8 protein-coding genes are annotated in these 18907 nt (G+C 40.8%); 4 read left to right on the forward strand and 4 right to left on the reverse strand.

The annotated features are described in order from the left end of the window. Positions 1 to 182: 182 nt before the first annotated feature. Positions 183 to 4514, forward strand: a complete 4332-nt coding sequence (locus H6G76_RS14005) for an ATP-binding protein (protein ID WP_190701289.1) — start codon at positions 183 to 185, stop codon at positions 4512 to 4514. Positions 4515 to 5497: 983 nt separating this feature from the next. Then, the gene (locus tag H6G76_RS14010; RefSeq protein WP_190701292.1) at positions 5498 to 8638 is read left to right on the forward strand and encodes an Ig-like domain-containing protein; all 3141 of its coding nucleotides are present in this window, start codon (positions 5498 to 5500) and stop codon (positions 8636 to 8638) included. On the opposite strand, the gene H6G76_RS14015 is transcribed toward H6G76_RS14010, so the two are convergent. The 3 genes from H6G76_RS14015 to H6G76_RS14025 all read right to left on the reverse strand — a co-directional run bounded on the left by H6G76_RS14015 (position 8601) and on the right by H6G76_RS14025 (position 15939). Further along, complete coding sequence (locus H6G76_RS14015; protein WP_190701294.1) at positions 8601 to 13715, reverse strand: eIF2A-related protein; 5115 nt, start codon at positions 13713 to 13715, stop codon at positions 8601 to 8603. The two genes, H6G76_RS14010 and H6G76_RS14015, sit on opposite strands and share 38 nt — an antisense overlap. Next, positions 13688 to 15022 (reverse strand): P-loop NTPase fold protein, encoded by a 1335-nt coding sequence (locus H6G76_RS14020; protein WP_190701297.1) that lies wholly within the window; start codon positions 15020 to 15022, stop codon positions 13688 to 13690. The genes H6G76_RS14015 and H6G76_RS14020 overlap by 28 nt, the downstream gene beginning before the upstream one ends. Before the next feature lie 680 nt (positions 15023 to 15702). Continuing rightward, entirely contained in the window at positions 15703 to 15939 is a 237-nt protein-coding gene (locus H6G76_RS14025; RefSeq protein ID WP_190701299.1) for a hypothetical protein, read from the reverse strand. Positions 15940 to 16597: 658 nt separating this feature from the next. Here H6G76_RS14025 and tatC point away from each other — a divergent pair. Continuing rightward, on the forward strand, positions 16598 to 17392 hold the full coding sequence (gene tatC / locus H6G76_RS14030) for a twin-arginine translocase subunit TatC (RefSeq protein WP_190701302.1): 795 nt from the start codon (positions 16598 to 16600) through the stop codon (positions 17390 to 17392). Between the two features lie 364 nt (positions 17393 to 17756). Here tatC and H6G76_RS14035 read toward each other — a convergent pair whose 3' ends face one another. Further along, entirely contained in the window at positions 17757 to 18065 is a 309-nt protein-coding gene (locus H6G76_RS14035) for a DUF3067 family protein (protein ID WP_190701305.1), read from the reverse strand. Positions 18066 to 18294: 229 nt separating this feature from the next. On the opposite strand from H6G76_RS14035, the gene petC reads away from it, so the two are divergent. After that, on the forward strand, positions 18295 to 18834 hold the full coding sequence (gene petC / locus H6G76_RS14040) for a cytochrome b6-f complex iron-sulfur subunit (RefSeq protein ID WP_190701308.1): 540 nt from the start codon (positions 18295 to 18297) through the stop codon (positions 18832 to 18834). Positions 18835 to 18907 lie beyond the last annotated feature (73 nt).

Raw genomic sequence — 18907 nt, forward strand, 5'->3', positions numbered from 1 at the left:
AAAGGTTTATGTAAAAGGTCTATTTTTTCTTAACTTAACTTTTGTAAGGAAAAATCTACATCTCGATAGAGGTAATACTAAACGAAAGATAGTAGCATAAGAAATAATAAATAATCAAAAAAATAACCCGCAAAAAAGCTAAAACATCATAACATCTAGTATTAGTGCGGTTATAAAACTCAATGAGCAACGGCAACCGCTTGCAGCTGCAAGATAAAAGAAATTCAATAGTGGCACAGGTTGCAGGTGCAATCGCTATTGTGGTCGGTAGTTTAGTACTGCTTGGGTGGTTGTTCGATATTGAATTTTTCAAGCGAGGCAGCTACGCCAGTTGGGTAACAATGAAAGCAAATACAGCCCTCTGTTTTGTACTTTCAGGGATATCGTTGTGGCTGTCGCAAATAAGCAGAAACAAGCAGCCTGATTTAGGTTTAGCGGCAGAAAAAGTAGCAGAAACATCTATCTATTTTTGGTTGGCAAGAGTAGGTAGTATAGGGCTAATAGTGATTGGCTCCTTGACAATACTGCAATATTTATCTGGTTGGAATTTAGGCATTGACGAGCTACTATTTCGGGACTCACCAAATGCTGTTTTGACACCTTATACAGGTAGGATGGGGTTTAATACAGCATTTAACTTGATATTAGTTGGTTGTGCTTTAGAACTATTAATAAATCCCAAAAGCGATCGCAGCTATTTGTATAGTCAAATTTTCACCTTAATCGCTGGTGTCATATCCTTGCAGGCATTGATCGGCTATATCTATGATGTAAAAATTCTCTATAGCCTTAGCGCTGCAACCACCTCTATGGCAATACACACAGCAATATTATTTATTGTGCTGTGTGTAGGGATTCTGTGGGCGAGTGCAGACCAAGGATTGATGCAAGTCGTCGTGAGTGAAACATACGGCGGCTTATTGGCACGTCGCTTATTGATAGCAGCGATCGCTGTACCATTATTAATAGGGTGGTTCATTGTTCAAAGTCAACGTGCCAGACATTATGACCCAGCTTTTGCTATATCAGTTTTTGCGATTGTCCTGATTGTCGTTTTCGCTTTTTTAGTGTGGCAATGTGCAGCAATTGTTGAACGCCTTTGTTATAACAACGAGCGAAATCAAAAAGCACTGCAAGCTTATGAAGAAAAACTCAGAAGTTTTGTAGATTCTAACGTGATTGGAATTTTGTTTGGAGATATTTACGGCAATATTTCCCAAGCAAATGATGAATTTCTGGGGATGGTTGATTATACGCGAGAAGATTTACTGGCAGGCCGATTAAAGTGGAACGAAATTACCCCACCAGAGTATCTAAATTTAGATGAGCAAGGAATTGCCGAAGCCAAGGCAAATACAAATGGTGCTTGTACTCCATATAAAAAAGAATATCTACGCAAAGATGGCAGCCGCATTCCGGTATTAATCGGCTACGTACTAGTAGGAGAAGAACGCCAAGAAACTATAGGATTTATTCTTAATTTAAGCGATCGCGCTGCCGCCGAAGCAGAACAACAAAAACTAGTATCATTAATTGAAAATAGCTCTGACTTTATCGGTCTTACTACCATTGAAGGTCAATCATTCTATCTAAATAGGGCAGGTCAACAGCTAGTCGGACTGTCGGAAATCGACGACGTGAAGCAAAAGACAATTTTAGATTTTGTCCTGCCCAAAGACAGAACTTATTTGCAAAAATATATTTTACCCAGCGTTATCGAACAAGGTCATTGGCAAGGAGAATTCACTTTTCGCAACTTCCAAACAGGCCAAGCAATACCAGTCGATTTCCACATCTTCACAATTACAGATAGAAACACAAACCAGCCAATTGCCTTAGCAACAATAACGCACAACATCACAGAACAAAAGCAAGCGCAAGAAAAAATACTGCAACTTAATCGAGACTTACAAAGGCGGGTTTCCGAGTTGCAAACTTTGCTGGATGTGATTCCCATAGGAATTGGCATAGCCGAAGATCCCGAATGTAAAACTATTAAAGTTAACCCTTGCTTTGCTAAACAACTAGGCATTCCTCTAGACACAAACGCTTCCCTCAGCGCGCCTGTCCAAGAAATGCCCACAGCCTTTAAGGTTTACCGTGAAGGCCGAGAACTATCGCCAGAAGAATTATCCATGCAGTATGCTGCAAAGCATGGTGTAGAAGTTTTAGATTTAGAAGTCGATGTTGTTCATGAAAACGGCCAAGTCACCAAGTTATTAGAATACGTTGCACCTTTATTTGACGAAGAAGGCAAGACTAGAGGTTGCATTGGGGCATTCTTAGATATTACTAGCCGCAAGCAAGCAGAACAATTACAGCAGAATCAACAAAAATGGCTGGAAGAGGTATTAAATTTAATGCCCAGACCATTATTGTTTATTGAACCAGGAACAGCGCGGGTGACATTTGCCAATCGTACAGCAAATGAATTAGCTGGCGGTGAATTTCCGCAAGGTATACCAGCCGAAGAGTATCACACAGCTTATTACTGCACAGATGCCGTAGGCAATCAGATTCCTAACGACCAAATGCCAGGAGTAAGGGTGGCTCGTGGTGAACGTTTGCATGGATTTGAGATGGACTGGCATACTAGCCAAGGTGTACATTCCTTATTAATATTTGCCGATACCATCCCCGCTATGCATGGTCATCCAGCAACCTGCGTGGTGGTATTCCAAGATGTGAGTAAACTCAAACAAGCCGAAAAAGCACTATCTTTAGGTAATCAAAGATTACAGTTGTTATTTGGGACAGCCAGTGCTTTACTTTCTAGTCAACAACCATTAACTTTAATTGATAGTCTATTCAGCAAACTAGCACAACAAATTGGCTTAGATATTTACTTCAACTATGTGGTTGAAGATAACTCCAAAGTCATGCGTTTGGCTTCTTATCGAGGCTTTGGTGAAGAATTAGCGAAACAAATTGAGCGGTTGGAATTTGGGCAAGCAGTGTGCGGTACAGTAGCGCAATGCGGTCTGCCAATTTATCTAGAAAATGTCCAACAATCAACCGATCCAAAAACCCAATTGATTCGCTCTTTGGGAGTAAATGCTTATTACAGTTATCCACTCATAGCCCAAGGGCGACTATTAGGTACACTTTCCTTTGGTAGCTGCACACGCTCATACTTTACAGAAAACCAAAGAGGCATGATGCAGGCGGTTTGCGATCAAATTGCGATCGCAATTGAAAGGTCAAATTTAATTGCTTCCTTGCAGCAGCAAACCGAACAGTTGCAAGAAACCAATCGAATGAAAGATGAGTTTTTAGCCATACTTTCTCATGAATTGCGATCGCCTCTCAATGCTATTCTTGGTTGGGCGCAACTGCTGCGAGGTCGTAAACTTAGCGATACCCAAATTGCGAAGGCTCTAGAAACCATTGAGCGCAATGCTAGAAACCAAACCCAGATGATCGAAGACTTACTCGACATCTCACGGATGATTAGAGGTAAGTTAAGGTTAAATGTTTGCACTTGCAATCTGATATCAATTATTGAATCAACAATAGAAACTGTTAGTTTAGCTGCTCAAGCCAAAGGAATTCAGCTGCAATTTTATGTAGATAATCACGGTGTACAGCACAAGCAAACTACAACAGCACCTTGTATTTTTTATCCGCCCCCAGAGAATATAGTTCAACAACAGACACATTCTCAGCCACAATTTTTAATTTCTGGGGATAGCGATCGCTTACAGCAAATCATCTGGAATTTACTATCCAATGCGATTAAGTTTACACCCCAAGACGGCAAAGTAGAAATCAGACTGTCTCAAAGTATCGATGACAATCAAGAATTCCGCAGTAATAAAACAGGCTACGCACAAATCCAAGTGATTGATACAGGTATTGGCATTAAGCAGGAGTTTTTGCCTTACGTCTTCGACCGCTTTCGACAAGCCGATAGTTCCAGCACCAGGGCGCACGGTGGTTTAGGGTTAGGTTTAGCAATTGTTCGTCACTTAGTCGAGTTACATGGCGGTACTGTGCAAGCGGATAGTTTAGAGGAGGGGCAAGGCACGACATTTACAGTTAAATTACCCTTAATATTGCCCAGTCAGGAAAATACACCCACAGCTTTCAGGCACACAAATGTAGACTTTTCTGAGATGCCTGTATGTCCATCTCTTGCAGGTGTACGGGTGTTAGTAGTGGATGACGAAGCTGATACGCGTGACTATATAAGTACAGTATTGCAACAATGTCAAGCCGAAGTGCAAACCGTCAGTTCCGCCCAAGAAGCATTGCAAATGATTTGCCAATGGAAACCAGATGTGCTAGTCAGCGATATCGGTATGCCGCAAGAAGATGGATATTCCTTGATTCGTAAATTGCGATCGCAACCTCCAGAACAAGGCGGTAAAATTCCCGCAGCCGCCTTAACTGCCTATGCTAGAGCCGAAGATAGAATGCGTGCTATTCAAGAAGGTTTTCAACTACATTTGCCTAAACCAATTCAACCAGCAGAATTAGCCACAGTTGTTGCCAGCCTTGTGGGAAGAACTTGATTGGGTTTAATCAAGGGGAATAGAGAACCGCCAAATGCCTGAGATATCAATACTGTAAAGTTATATTTATATTTTTAGATAGCAAATTCGAGTTCTATTGACACTGGTAGAATTATGCTAATTGCTGTTCTGTGAATTTGTACAAATAAAGACTATAAAGCTAGCACCTAAAGACATTAGGGATTGTCACTAAAGAAATGTCACGTAAGCGAATTTATACAATCGCTGTAAATCAAAATTTGTTTTGAAGGGATGTATTAGTGATTTCAATAATGAAAGGCAAAGCTGATCCCAGGGATGTAAATGATCCAGACTGGGAAATATCAAGCCTTTGCTTCCTATCTCACAAACATTTGACCGCCCCCGTCAGGTAAATGTACGAGAGAAATAATTAATGAAATGTTTGACGTTCTGTATGAAGGATGTACCTAGCTTGTGTTACCACATAAATTACTGCCTTGGCAAACCATTTGTAACTATTTTCACCACTGGTAACGTAAGCGGAATGTGTAATGAAAGCCTCAGAAACCACTGTTAATGGCTATTTAGAACACTCAAGACTTTAATAGTGAGAACTTTGATCGTGTAATTCAGCAATTATGGAACACCAAAATTGATGTATTTTCTAGTACTCAATTGTGGGTTTTAAATATGTCTAAAAATTGGATTTTTTAGCGTACATTTGTATGCTGAAAAAAATACCTCTGCCTAAGTAAAGATGATGAAATTTCCCAGAACTATGATTTACCTAGCAATGATTTAACTACTTAATAATACGTGAATTCGATAGACCTCTCCCTAAGAGTCTGCCTCTCCTAAAAAGCTGGGAGTTAAGAAAATTCAGGATTTTATTCACCCTCTTTTCGTAGGTTGGGGGTGAGGTCAAAACAGAGAGGAGTCGAACTCACGTTAATCATCATTTGCAAACAGGCTCTTAGAAAAAATTTTAATTCTTAGTAATTCATCCTCAAGGAGTATCTACAATGTCACAACGGCATTTTAAATCCTGGACTCATACTTTATTTTTTGCTTTGCCATATATAGGTTTAAGTCAGTTAGTTCCCCTGCAAAATTCAGCAATAGCAGTTAGTTTAGAACCAACTTTACTAAATTCTATTAAAAAGACTCATACTAGCGAATTCTCCGGCAAATTGGCTCAAAATCTAAATGTAGAAATTGAAAACCTCGATGGAGTACCATTTTCAGATCGTTTAGTATTTAGCCGTATTGGTAGTCTGACAAACCCACCAAGTAATGGAGTACACAATATTGCGACATTACGGGTGAAAAATACAGGCACTGAGCCATTCGAGATTACTGGTTTGCCAATTACAGGCCCTTGGCAACTCGCAACTAGTATTTCACTACCAATCACTATTGCACCCGGAGGTCAACTTAATATTCCAGTGCAATTTCAAGCGACTAGTGGCGATATTCATAACGGCACACTCACCATTGAGTCAAATAATGTTCAACAACCAAGCAAAGTTGTGCAACTATCGGGTTTTTGGCAGAGTGAATCAGAAAATGGGCAAGAACCAAATCTTCGTGAAATTTTGGAAGTGTTTGGCTACACAACAGTCATCACCAAACCTGGACAAAGGCTCAACCGTCAAGGATTGCTTGAGGCTGTTGGCGATGAAGTCCTATCTCCATACTGGCAGCGAGCTGATATATCTCAGCCAGTAAAAGTGCGTCAACTAGCTGCTTATCATAATCAGGGGCCAACCGCTACGCTGTACTGGCATAACAAGGGCAGTAATACTTTGACCAGTATCTTTACCCATACCCGCGCTGATGGACAAACACTACTGCCTCGCAGAGCGGGCGCGCTTGCTTTCCCCGCAGAAGGCACATTTGTTCCTGACACAACAATATTTGGTTTTAACCTCGATGGTGAGTGGAGCGACCCGACTAAAAATAACCAAGCGGTAGATCGAAGAAATGGTTGTCTTGGACTTTGCGGTCATCATGTTCGTGTTTGGCCAGTTAAAGATCGGCAGGGATTAATCATTCCCAATACTTGGTTAATGACAATGGACTACGCCGGGATCAACTATGACTACAATGACAATGTTTATTTAGTTAGTAATATCAAACCAGAACAATCGCTACCAGGAATTGTCCAGACGAATAATTTTCAATTAACTTCTAGCTTTGTGCCTACTGCCAGCAATAAATCTACAAAAATTACCCCTCTTGTCAAGATGAGCGGCACCAAGCTAGCAATTAATGCTGAAACTGATACAACTACTCAATCCAACGATACGGTAACGGCCACCGATGAAGTGATGAGTGCCATCGATGAAGCAGTGAGTGCCTTTGATGAAGTGGTGAGTGCAACCGATGAAAATAATACAACTACTCAGACCAACGATACGGTAACGGCAACCGATGAAAATAATACAACTACTCAGACCAACACCCTGGCAACGGCGACGAATAATCGTCCCTCGATAAGGTCAACTAATCCAACTGATAATCAGACAAATGTCTCTCCCAAGATCTCAATCGCAGCAGATTTAAATCTTCCCAACGGTGGAATTGCGGTTAACAGCCTTTCAGCCTCAACCGTCAAGCTAATCGATCTCAGCGATAACACACAAGTTGAGGCAACTTTAAATACTTCTGCCGGCGGAGATGTGATTGTCCTAGTTCCGATAAAACCACTTAAATCGAATACTCAATATCAGTTAAAAATCACAGAGGGTGTTCAAGATACCAATGGCAGTGCATTTTTACCTTATAGCATTAGTTTCACAACAGGGACGCTAGAAAACATAAACAGCCAAATATCTTTTGAGCAAATTTATCAACTGAACGTACCTGATAAACCTTATACTACGGTTGTGATTGGCCCTGACAATCAACTCTATGCTGCTACTTTAGAAGGTGAAATTTTACGCTTTCCGATCAGTGACACTGGGGATCTGGGTACGCCACAAATAATTTCTTCATTGCAGACTGCCAATGGTGGCAACCGAAGTATTATTGGTATGCATTTTGATCCGTCGTCAAAAGATGCAAGCAACCTAATTTTATGGGTAACAAATAACGACTCTTTGTATAAAATTGGTAAAGCACCGGACTGGACTGGAAAAATTACCCGCCTTAGCGGCCCCAACCTAGAGACAGTACAAGACTACGTAGTTGGTTTACCACGCTCGGTTCGAGATCACCTAACAAATAGCATAGAATTTAAGGCTAACGAACCAGATATACTTTATGTATTGCAGGGCAGTAATACTAGTACTGGCGCAGCAGACACGACTTGGGGTAATCGTCCTGAGCGGTTGTTAAGTGGTGCTGTATTACGAGTTGATTTATCCAAAATCATTTCACCTCCTTTAGACGTGAAGACAGAGGATGGCGGAACCTATAACCCCTTGGCACCCGGTGCGCTCGTAACTATCTTTGCCAGTGGTATACGTAATGGTTACGATATGGTTTGGCACAGTAATGGTCAGTTGTATGTGCCTACCAATGGTGGAGCAGCTGGTGGTAATGCACCAAGTACACCTATCCCCTTACCTGATAGCTGCCAAAACCGTATCGATAAAGCTACTAATGGGGCTTATACCAGTCCATCTGTACTTGACATTAACAATATAGGAACGCAGCGAGATTATCTGTTTCGCGTTGTTCAAGGTGGTTACTATGGTCATCCCAATCCCCAGCGTTGTGAGTGGGTTTTGAATGGAGGTAATCCTACAGAGAATGCAGACCCAAGTCAGGTGAATGAATATCCTATTGGTACTTTACCTGACCGCAATTGGAAAGGTAGTGCCTTCGATTTTGGAGAGCATTTTTCACCCAATGGCACCATTGAATATCGAAGTAACGTTTTCAGTGGAAAGCTTCAGGGCAAACTGCTGGTGGTACGTTACAGTGCAGGTAAAGACATCATTGTGCTAACACCAGGTGGGCCAAACTTGGATATTAAGAATTTCCAAACGGGTATTCCTGGGTTCACTGGCTTTAGCCCCAGTCCATTAGATTTGATTGAAAATCGCAATAATGGATATATCTATGTAGCCCAGCTTGATCAAAATACTGGCACTGGTAAGATTACGCTTTTACGCCCATTTAATTTGGAAAACACAACAGGCGATCGCGCTGACTAACTTTAGGGTTAGTCTTGAAATAGTCATGTAGCAAATTACAACCCCGCTCTAGTAAATTCTCTAGTTTGAGATCTACTAAAGGACGGAAAATCACCATACCTTTACCACTGCCTGCTGCCAAAGTATTGCCATCCGGGCTAAAAGTAACACTAGTTAATTCTTTTTTATCGCCTTTGAGCGCAATCAATAATGTTCCATCGCTGTTCCATAGCTTGAGTTTATCGTCGCTGGCAGCTACTATCATGCTGCCAGTAGGACTAAAACTCACGCTAATAAAACTGTCGCCATCTCCAGGCAAATCATTAAGTAATTGACCGTCGCGGCTCCAAAGTTTCACAGTGCTATCAATACTAGCTGAAGCTAAAGTTTTACCATCTGGCGACCAAGCCACGCCATTTACCGGACGGCTGTGACGGTTTAAGGTATGCAGCAGTTTGCCGTCCCGACTCCAAATAATTACTGTTTTATCGTCGCTAGCCGAGGCTAAAAATTTCCCATCAGGGCTAAAATCTACCCAATTCACAGCATCTTTATGCCCTTTTAAGATGTTGAGTTGTTTACCATTCCGATTCCAAAGCCTTACTGTTGCATCCTTACTAGCCGAGGCGATGATTTCACCATCACCAGACCATGCTACACCCAAGACTGTATCTCCATGTCCTGCTAAAGTATGCAGCAATTTTCCGTCACGATGCCAAAGCTTGACGGTTTTATCTTTACTGGCTGAGGCAAGGTTTTGACCATCAGGTGACCAAGCTACACCCCAAACTTGACCCTGATGACCTTTGAAGGTGCTTAAAAGTTGCCCTTTACTATTCAACAGCCTGACAGTGGAATCACGACTGGCTGCGGCTATAGTTCGACCATCAGGGCTAAAACTGATACTTGTAATCCAGTCTTGTTGGTTGCTGTTGGGTTTACGTAACAACACATCATCCCAGTGCCAAAGTTTCACAGTTTTGTCACGACCAGCCGAAATGAGAGTCCGACCGTCAGAACTAAAACCCACACTATTGACCCAATTATTATGTCCCCTGAGTGTTCCTAGCAGTAAACCTTGAGGACTCCACAACTTGATTGTTTCATCAAGGCTAGCTGAGGCGATTGTATGACCATCGGGACTCAAACTCACACTAGTGATTTCTGCTGTATGTCCTGACAAAGTTTTGAGCAGCTGACCTTGCAGATTCCATAGTTTAATTGTCTTATCTAAGCTTCCCGAAACAATAGTTTGACCATCACTAGACCAAGCTATACTTTTGACCGCATCATCATGTGCTTGCCAGCTTTTGAGTAATTTACCTTCTCGGTTCCATAACTTGATGCTGGCATCAGCACCAGCCGAGGCAATCATTTTACTGTCTGGCGACCAAGCTACGCTCAAAACTGCACGTTTATGTCCGTTTAAGGTACGGAGTAATTTTCCGTCACGACTCCAAAATTTTACTGTTTTATCGGTACTGGCTGAGGCTAGAATTTGTCCATCGTGGCTCAAACTTACAGAATTAACGCTAGCCTGATGACCTCTAAGAGTGTTGAGTAGTTTACCTTCCCGGCTCCATAATCTTACGGTCTTGTCTTGACTACCAGAGGCAATCATTTGACCATCCTGGCTCAAACTTACACTATTGACTATATCCTCATGTCCCTGAAGATTTCTGATAAAAGTACCATCAGCACGCCAGAGGTTAATTGTATTATCGGCACTACCTGAGACAATTAAAGAGCGATCGCTTTGCCAACGTCCAGGGCTACTACTCAATACTGCACTATTAACACCACCCATATGTCTATCTAGGCTGTTAAACTCTTTCACTCCCGCAACTGCTTGATACAACGCCGTCTGCACTTGCTGTTTTGTTGAGGAGTCTACCCAAAGTGCTTGTTGTAATTTCCTGCCGGCTTTTATCGCTTCTTTTAAAGCATCAATACCTTTTTGGGAAGCAAATAGAGCCTCACTGGAGACACTCAGGGTTTTAATTTCACTATCTAAAACGCTGATGATGGATACTGATAAGCCAAAGATAGCGAGAAATGCCACCGATAAGGCCACTTTCAGCGAACGATTTAATCGGGTTTCGTTGATTCGTTGCTTTTCTTTAGCTTCTGCTAGTTGTGCTGTTAATTCTTTTTCTTTTAGCTCGGATCTTAATTGCTCAATTTCCAACTGGCTTAATTCTTCGCGCTTGCGTAATTCCCGCAATTCTGCCACTAAATCTAACCCTTGTTGCGGCTGTGCTTCTGTCAGTCTGGCTTGTTGCTTTTTTTGCCGCAGTTCGATCTTCAGGCGTTCAATTTCAGATTGACTTTGATCTACTTTGCGACGTAACTGATTGAGTTTGGCTTGTAAACTTGATTCTTGTTCTTGCAAGTAACGAATCAAGTCAACTAAGTAATCATGAATTAATTGATATCGCTCTGGCACATCAGGAAATAGCACTACTAACCCAGAGCTTACTAAAATATCTAAAACTAATTCTAATTTACTCGCATCTTCTAATTCGGCAATTTCTGTAGCTAATTCGGCACGAGTTTTAAAAGGTCTTTGATTAGTTTCATCTGTGAGTAAATATAAAACAAGTAAAGCCGCCCGTTCATTTTCTGGGCCGCAGTCCTTGATTAATTCCTTGATATAACGCTCAATCAGTTTGTTTGGTCGATATGGTTGATATTGCTCTAAAGTATTAATTCTTTCATCTTGTAGTTGTGCGCCCACAACTTGCAATTCAATTGGTCTAACTTCTCCTAGATCTGCTGATAAATCTTCTACCAAAGCATCAATTAAAGCTCCTTCTAGGTGCATCTGAGAACGTTCTGTTAACTTTTGAATGATGACTTTGGCATATTCTGGCGAGAAATTATTTAATTGATAACGAATATTTTTATCCAGGATATTATAATCGATTGCTTCTAAGGCAGACAGATTTTTAAATTCTAACAAGCGATGTAAATAATCTTCTCGTAAGGAAAAGACTATTTTCACGAAAGAAACATTCAAACAATCGCGTAAAAATATGTCAAATTCTTGTCTTTGGGCTGTTGTATTACAAGTAAAGAAAAACTCTTCAAATTGGTCAAAAATTAAAACTGTAATTAAATGATTATTCGCATTTTCGGTTAATTTGGCTAAAATACCAGCAGTAGTTATGGGTGTGTTGAGGTCAGATATGGCTACTGCGATCGCTTCTTCTTTCTTAATTTGAGACATTGCCTCAGTTAAGTCTTTACCTAATTCCCTCACCCAATCTGTATAAACTTGCACAACTACAGGCACGGCAATTTGATCGCCAACGGTACGATTTTGTAATGCTGGTACTAATCCGGCACTAACGGTAGAACTTTTACCTACGCCTGACGGGCCGTGAATCACCATCAGTTTTTGGTCAGCGCGGCTAATTTTGCCAATTAAGTTATTAATATCACCTTCTCTTCCAGAAGCCGCAATTTCTAAGGCGACGCTGCTAGTACCAAAAGGAGACATCAAGGCGGGGTTAGTTACTTGTCTTTGGGGTTGCAAGCGTCCCGCCCCAATGAAAGCCCGAAAACCATATTGCTGCTCAACAGAACGCCGTTTCTGTCTGATAGTGTAAGCTTCGAGATATCGCCCAGCCGCAAAGTAAAGCGATCGCAATATCCGTAACAAGCGAATATAACGATGGGCATTATATTGATGGGTGCTGTGTTCTAAAGCATAAGGCAGTTCTTTTGCAGCTTTATCTAAATATTCATTCGCAACTTCATAGTCGCCTAAACTTTGCTGTGCTTCTGCTAAAACTAAATAATAAATTTGCGCCAGTAATAAGGGAAATAAATATTGATGGGAAGCACCATGTTTTTGGGCTTCTCCTAATTTCAATAAAGATACATGAGCTAAAATACTCGCTTGCATCCACCGCGACTGCTGCAAAGCAACTTGTGCCAAAAAACCATAGTCGCAAGCTAATTGAATATGACTACCATAAATTTGATGCAACTCTAAAGATTTTTGCGCTACAGTCTGCAATTCTGACCACTCTTGTAGATGTTCTAAAACCTCAGCCAGTTGACCAATAAATTCGGCAACTATATCGGGTCGTTGCGCCAACTGTAAAACATTACATGATTGCTCTAAATAAGATTTAGCTGTGTCCCAATAGCGGCGATTTTCAGTTTGATTCTGCTCGGCAATGCGGGAATAACATAACCCTAAATAATAGAGTAATACTCCTTGGCGAACTAAAGGCGAAGTATGATTACTGAGGATATCTAATTCTGTATTCCAGGTATTAGGAATTGTCTGGGGATAATTTTCTGATTCATTCTGTAATGCTAATTTTTGCCATACAGCCAAGCTTTGTTGAAAATGAGTTAAGGCTGGTTGAATGCGATCGCTAACATAATTATCTAAACCAAAGACAAATTCTAAACTAGCGTATAGTTCTGACTCTAAGGTAATGCCACGATGTCGCAACTCTTTAATTGCATAGTGGAGTTCATCGTTATGTTGCCCTACTTGCTCTAAAGTAAAGTAATTCTCTGTATCTTGAATATCTCGATGCTGTGCAGTTTGTATAGGTAGAACTGTGGCGAATAACGAGTCGGTTTCTTGGCGCAAAAATTCTTGCAATTGCGCCGTCGTCATTTCAAAGCGAATTGGTGTCGCCGCCCAACTAGCAAAATCTGGGGCTAAACGTACTACTTTCTGCAATATCTCATCATTCACCCAAAAAATCATCGGGAATGAGTGACTTTTGGGAAATTCATCACGGATTTGATTTATGGAGCTAAGTAAGTCATCAATGCGCTCTACTGACTCTAAACCTAAAATGTTTAATGCGGCTGGTTGTTGCTCATCGGTGCGAATTTGCACGTGAATAGCACTATAAAGACTTCTCGCATTGCGAGGTACAACTAGTTTTAATATCGAGCCTAGTGAAAAAGTCTCTAATTGTTGCAATATTTGCTCTTGCAAAACATGATAGTTGCAACACACTAAAACTACAGAGAATTGTCCACGTGATAGGGAAATTGCTCTTCCTAAACTCCGTAGCGACCTTTCATTGGCAGATTTTATGTCTGCTTGTGTGTGTTCAACCATGATTTAAATTTTTGTGTCTCTGCTATAACTGGGTTGACAGCAAACCAAGTTCCTCGATGATCGCGGTATTCAAAGACAAACAAGCTGCGTAAGAGGGCGTGATAACCAATATCACCACCAACTCTTTGCTGTTCTACCACCTGAAAAATTAGTTCCCATTCATGGGCATCGATAGCGTGAGCGCGGTAGTCTCTTTGGCGTTGAATCACTAGCTCTACGCAGTCACGCTCAAAAGGTGGATCTTGTTCTCTGAGACAGTCGAACAGTAGCCCTAGTAAATCGCGTACATGACCACCGCTAATCAAGCACAATCGATCTAAAGTTTCTAGGTGATCAAATATCTCTGTAATTAAGCCTAACCGATCGCTCGGCTCGATGTCAGGAAAGGCTCTAGCTAACACCATTTGCCGCATCAGTGTTAACCCTTGGTTAAATATTTCCCCAGAACGCAGGCGCACGGGTATCATTGGTAAAACTTTTGGGGCGACACCCCCACCTAATCGATGCTGAAGTTCGGCACTATCGTTAGAGAAAATTAAAGATAAGGGAATAGTGTAAACTAAATGACACGCTAATTTGCGTAACTGTTCACCACGTTCAATAAACAAGTATTCTGGCAGCGATCGCCCAGATGGTAAAGAACGAATTGCCACCCGATCTAAGTTATCAACAATAACTACTAAACCCTTTTTCCCTTGAGTCTTAAGTTCTTTGGTTGCACGTTCTAGCAGTTCTTTATTGATCGACTGCAAAATATTTTGGGTACGTGGTTCGAGGTAGTCTCTTAATCGCCGTCGCAGTTGCGGACTTTCTTTAGTTTTGGCGGTGATTTTAGCTATCCCTACAGATAATTCCGCCTCCACTCCCAAGTCGATTGGTGTTTGCAAAAAATCGATAACTTCTGTAAACAATTTTGTGAAGTAGCTAGGCTTGAGCCGGATTTTTCTGGCTTCTAGACTTTCGCTGACTTGTCCGGCGATCGCTAGTAAAATATCTGTGATATCTACGTCAGCCATTTCTAAGACATGGGTAGACTCAAAATAAACTACATGAAATTGTTGCTCTTCTAACTCCGCTTTCAAGCGCAATAATTCTGTAGATTTCCCACAACCTAGATGTCCTGTAAACAACTGACAAGTGGGGTTATCAGGCGAAATTCGCGTAATTGTACGTAGCAAAGCCTCAATAATTTTGCCACCCCGCACCGCAGCAAAATCGATATAGTAGCGGCGATCGCTTGCATCCCCCATCACTAGCGGTCTACTAGGATTACAAGCCTGATAAAATCTTTCTAAATCTAAATGCATAACTAATATAATTCACTCTCTAAACAATAGGGATAGTGCCACCTGTTAAATAAATATATTTCTTTTAATTAATTTAGTCATTGCTCCCCTAAAATTAACTAAAAGCTCTATTTTAATTAGGAGATTCTCAAAAATTTAATTAATATTTATTTTTTAGATCACACAGTACAATTGCTGTTCCTTGACTGCGAAAGCATATAACTCTATTTATTTTATTTAAAAAATCAGTTTGTTGTGTAGCCTTGAAGTTTTTAACTACGCTAACAATAATTAATTTCGGCTAGTATTTATATTTTTTACCAGAATAAATATAAAACATATATAGGACTCATATTTGATTTCTGAAAAAAACTCAGTATACCTTTATTCCTTCTTTCCTATTGCCTATTGCCTATTGCCTGACTACACAAGTATGTTCAGTAATCAAACCAGATTCTTATATACAAAAAGTGTTGAGTTTACATAACAGAGTCAAAACTACATTGTGTAGTAACTCTGAACTTTAGTAACTCAACACTGCTAAAACTCCTGAATCAGACTTGATTACCAAAATTTTGCCTGCCTAAGCTATTGCGCCTACAAGTTGCACAATTTAAATTGTAGGGGAAAGCTTTAAATGCTCTCCTCTGCTCCCCTGCTGTTTAAACTGCTTTCTTAGGTGTTTAATAGCTTATCACCTATCAAGATCTACAACTCCCATCTCGGAGACAATCTCCAGTTTGATCTTCTCTAGACGATATTAGCCACGGTGCTAGATTTGGTTGAGTGTTTATACTATGACTATGGCTAATAAAAGCAGTAGAGATAGACATTGGGGTGTTGACAGTTAGCAGATTACCACTACTAGCCAAACTGAGTTCCGCATTGTACAAATAAGCCGGTAATGCTATCAGCCCAATGCAAATTATCCTATTCATACAAACCTCAGCGAATAATTTCCGCTTGCTCTATCTTAGATGCCACCTTGATGAATCGGAATTTCTCAACTGAGCATTGTCGGTTGATGTTGTGTCAATTTATGCAATGCTACTGCCCGCAGAGACGTGATTTTTTAAATATCGGTTCCATCCCTATGTAGGTTACAGGATGGGCATAACTCACAAGATGGCTTCTTCTTTAATTATGCAGTCCTTACCATAAAAAAACCGGAAACAAACCCGCAATTAGAAAGAAATAAGATTTCGTTAGTTGGTTTTTGAGTTAGAAATTACATCCAGAGCGGCCAAAAGGCTTCGCCTTTCCCTTTTCCTCGCTTGCAAAACTATATTTTGCAAGAGACACCATGAATAGAATTTACAACAAGGGTATGAAAATGTCTTCCCTTTACACCCTTACACCCTCATACCCATACACCCAATAAGGTTCGGATAAGCATTTTGAACTAAGAATTGGTTTGGAGAAAAGGTTACTGGGTTTGGGTTAAAGCTTTTTTCTTCCCCTTTCCCCCAACGCCTTTCCCCTTTAACCGAACCGTATTACCCCTACACCCATTTTTAAGGCAGGTCTACTATCCAATGTGGCACGGGCGTAAGGGAGTAATAGAATAGTTAACAAATGTTGCCTAATAGCCTACTCATGACTCCTTCACAAGAAGCCGACACTATTATTAATCCTGATATTGACCTAGAAGGACAAGGCAATTCTGAAACTGATCCTCTTGATGAGTTGCCTGGTGAAGTCGAAATGTCTCTTTTCGACCACCTAGAAGAGTTACGACAGCGAATTTTTTACTCATTGATAGCTGTAGTCATATTTGTTATTGGCTGTTTTCTAGCTGTCAAGCCACTTGTTCAATTACTCGAAGTGCCAGCCCAAGGGGTAAAATTTCTTCAGCTTGCTCCTGGCGAGTATTTCTTTGTCTCTATTAAAGTCGCTGGCTACAGTGGACTGGTACTTTCTAGTCCTTTTCTCCTTTATCAAATTATCCAGTTTGTTCTGCCAGGATTGACACGCCGTGAACGCCGCTTACTGGGGCCGATAGTTTTAGGTTCGAGTGTGTTATTTGTTGGTGGGTTAGTATTTGCCTATTCAGTTCTTATCCCCGCAGCTTTAAAATTTTTCATTAGTTATGGTGCAGATGTAGTAGAACAACTGTGGTCAATTGATAAGTACTTTGAATTTGTACTGCTGCTTTTATTTAGCACTGGTTTAGCATTTCAAATTCCGATAATTCAATTGTTGCTGGGGAATTTGGGAATTGTCTCGTCAGACAGAATGCTGTCTGGTTGGCGATATGTGATTATGGCAGCAGTAATTTTGGGTGCTGTTCTCACACCTTCTACTGACCCTCTTACTCAAGGTTTGTTAGCAGGTGCAGTTTTAGGGCTTTATATAGGTGGGATTGGTTTAGTTAAACTCACAGGCAAATGACACAAATAACTTTTGAGAATTTACCCAAAAACTCACATCAGCTTCCAAACCTGAAATAGACTTTGGTGATTTAGGCATCAAAAAATATCTTGCCCAAATTACCAAACTTTATTAACCAAAATATTTAGAAGATTTAAGATTTTAGCTATTGCTAATTTTTGTCCAAGTAAAATTGCTGATGTCATTGCAGTAATTTTTAGATGTAACAAAGAAGTGTTAAAGTATTACTTTAGTTAATTAAATATTGTGCCTGCAAGCACAATAATCTTGTAGTTAAATTTTTGAATAATTACTCAATAAATATCTGAAAAAGGAGTAGGTTTTACAGCTTTAGTTATTCCTAACTCCTGCCTGCTACCTCCGTTTAGATTATCCATTCAGAAGCGCGATCGCCTAAATCAAGGGGAATACTAACCGCTTTACCAAGACGGGGGCGATCGCGTGTTTGAGCAATAAAATTTTGTACCTGCTCCGTACCACCTAAAGCATTAAGATAATTAGCGATGCTCTCAAGATGTTCTTGGTACTCTGCCTCTGTGAGAGGAAAAGAAGCTTGCTCTAGATATTTCCACATCACTTGGAGAAATATCTTGCCTTGAGTACGGCGGAACTGGACATCGTAAGAATGTCCCCACTTATCAAGCAACAGTTGGTGTAATTCCTTTCCTGTCATAGCTTCTCTCAATTAGATTTTACATTTAGTTATGATGTTAAGTTCCGTAACTCAAGTATGATAGGGATATAAAGAAATGTAATGCTAACAGAAAAGATGCTCAAAGTATCTTGCAACAAAGAAGTTTAGCATCATTGGTTAGCATTTCGACCTAGACAAGAGTTGCTCAAGTATTAGTACTCTTGTCAAAATGCTTAGACAAAATATACAAAGAGCGAGCGCGTAGGATATGGCTCAATTTTCGGAATCAGCAGACGTGCCAGATATGGGCCGTCGTCAATTCATGAACCTGCTCACTTTTGGGACTGTCACTGGAGTAGCTCTGGGTGCATTGTATCCCGTTGTTAACTACTTTATTCCTCCTGCTACCGGTGGTGCAGGTGGAGGTACAACCGCAAAAGACAGTCTAGGCAACGATGTGAGCGTTAGCCAATTTTTAGATAGCCATAACGTAGGCGATCGCACCCTCGTTCAAGGATTGAAGGGCGACCCGACCTACATTGTGGTTGAAAGCAAAGAAGCGATTACCGATTACGGGATCAACGCTGTTTGCACTCACTTGGGTTGTGTTGTTCCTTGGAACGCTGCGGAAAACAAATTTAAATGTCCTTGCCACGGTTCTCAATACGACGCAACTGGTAAAGTAGTTCGAGGCCCTGCACCACGTTCTTTGGCTTTAAGCCACGCCAAAACCGAAAACGACAGGATTGTTTTGACCCCCTGGACTGAAACCGACTTCCGCACCGGCGAAGAACCTTGGTGGGCTTAATTTATCAGTTAACAGTGAACAGTTAACAGTGAACATACTTGATCACTGATAACTGATAACTGATAACTGATAA

This window comes from Nostoc sp. FACHB-152 (assembly GCF_014697475.1).
Classification (GTDB): Bacteria; Cyanobacteriota; Cyanobacteriia; order Cyanobacteriales; family Nostocaceae; genus Nostoc_B.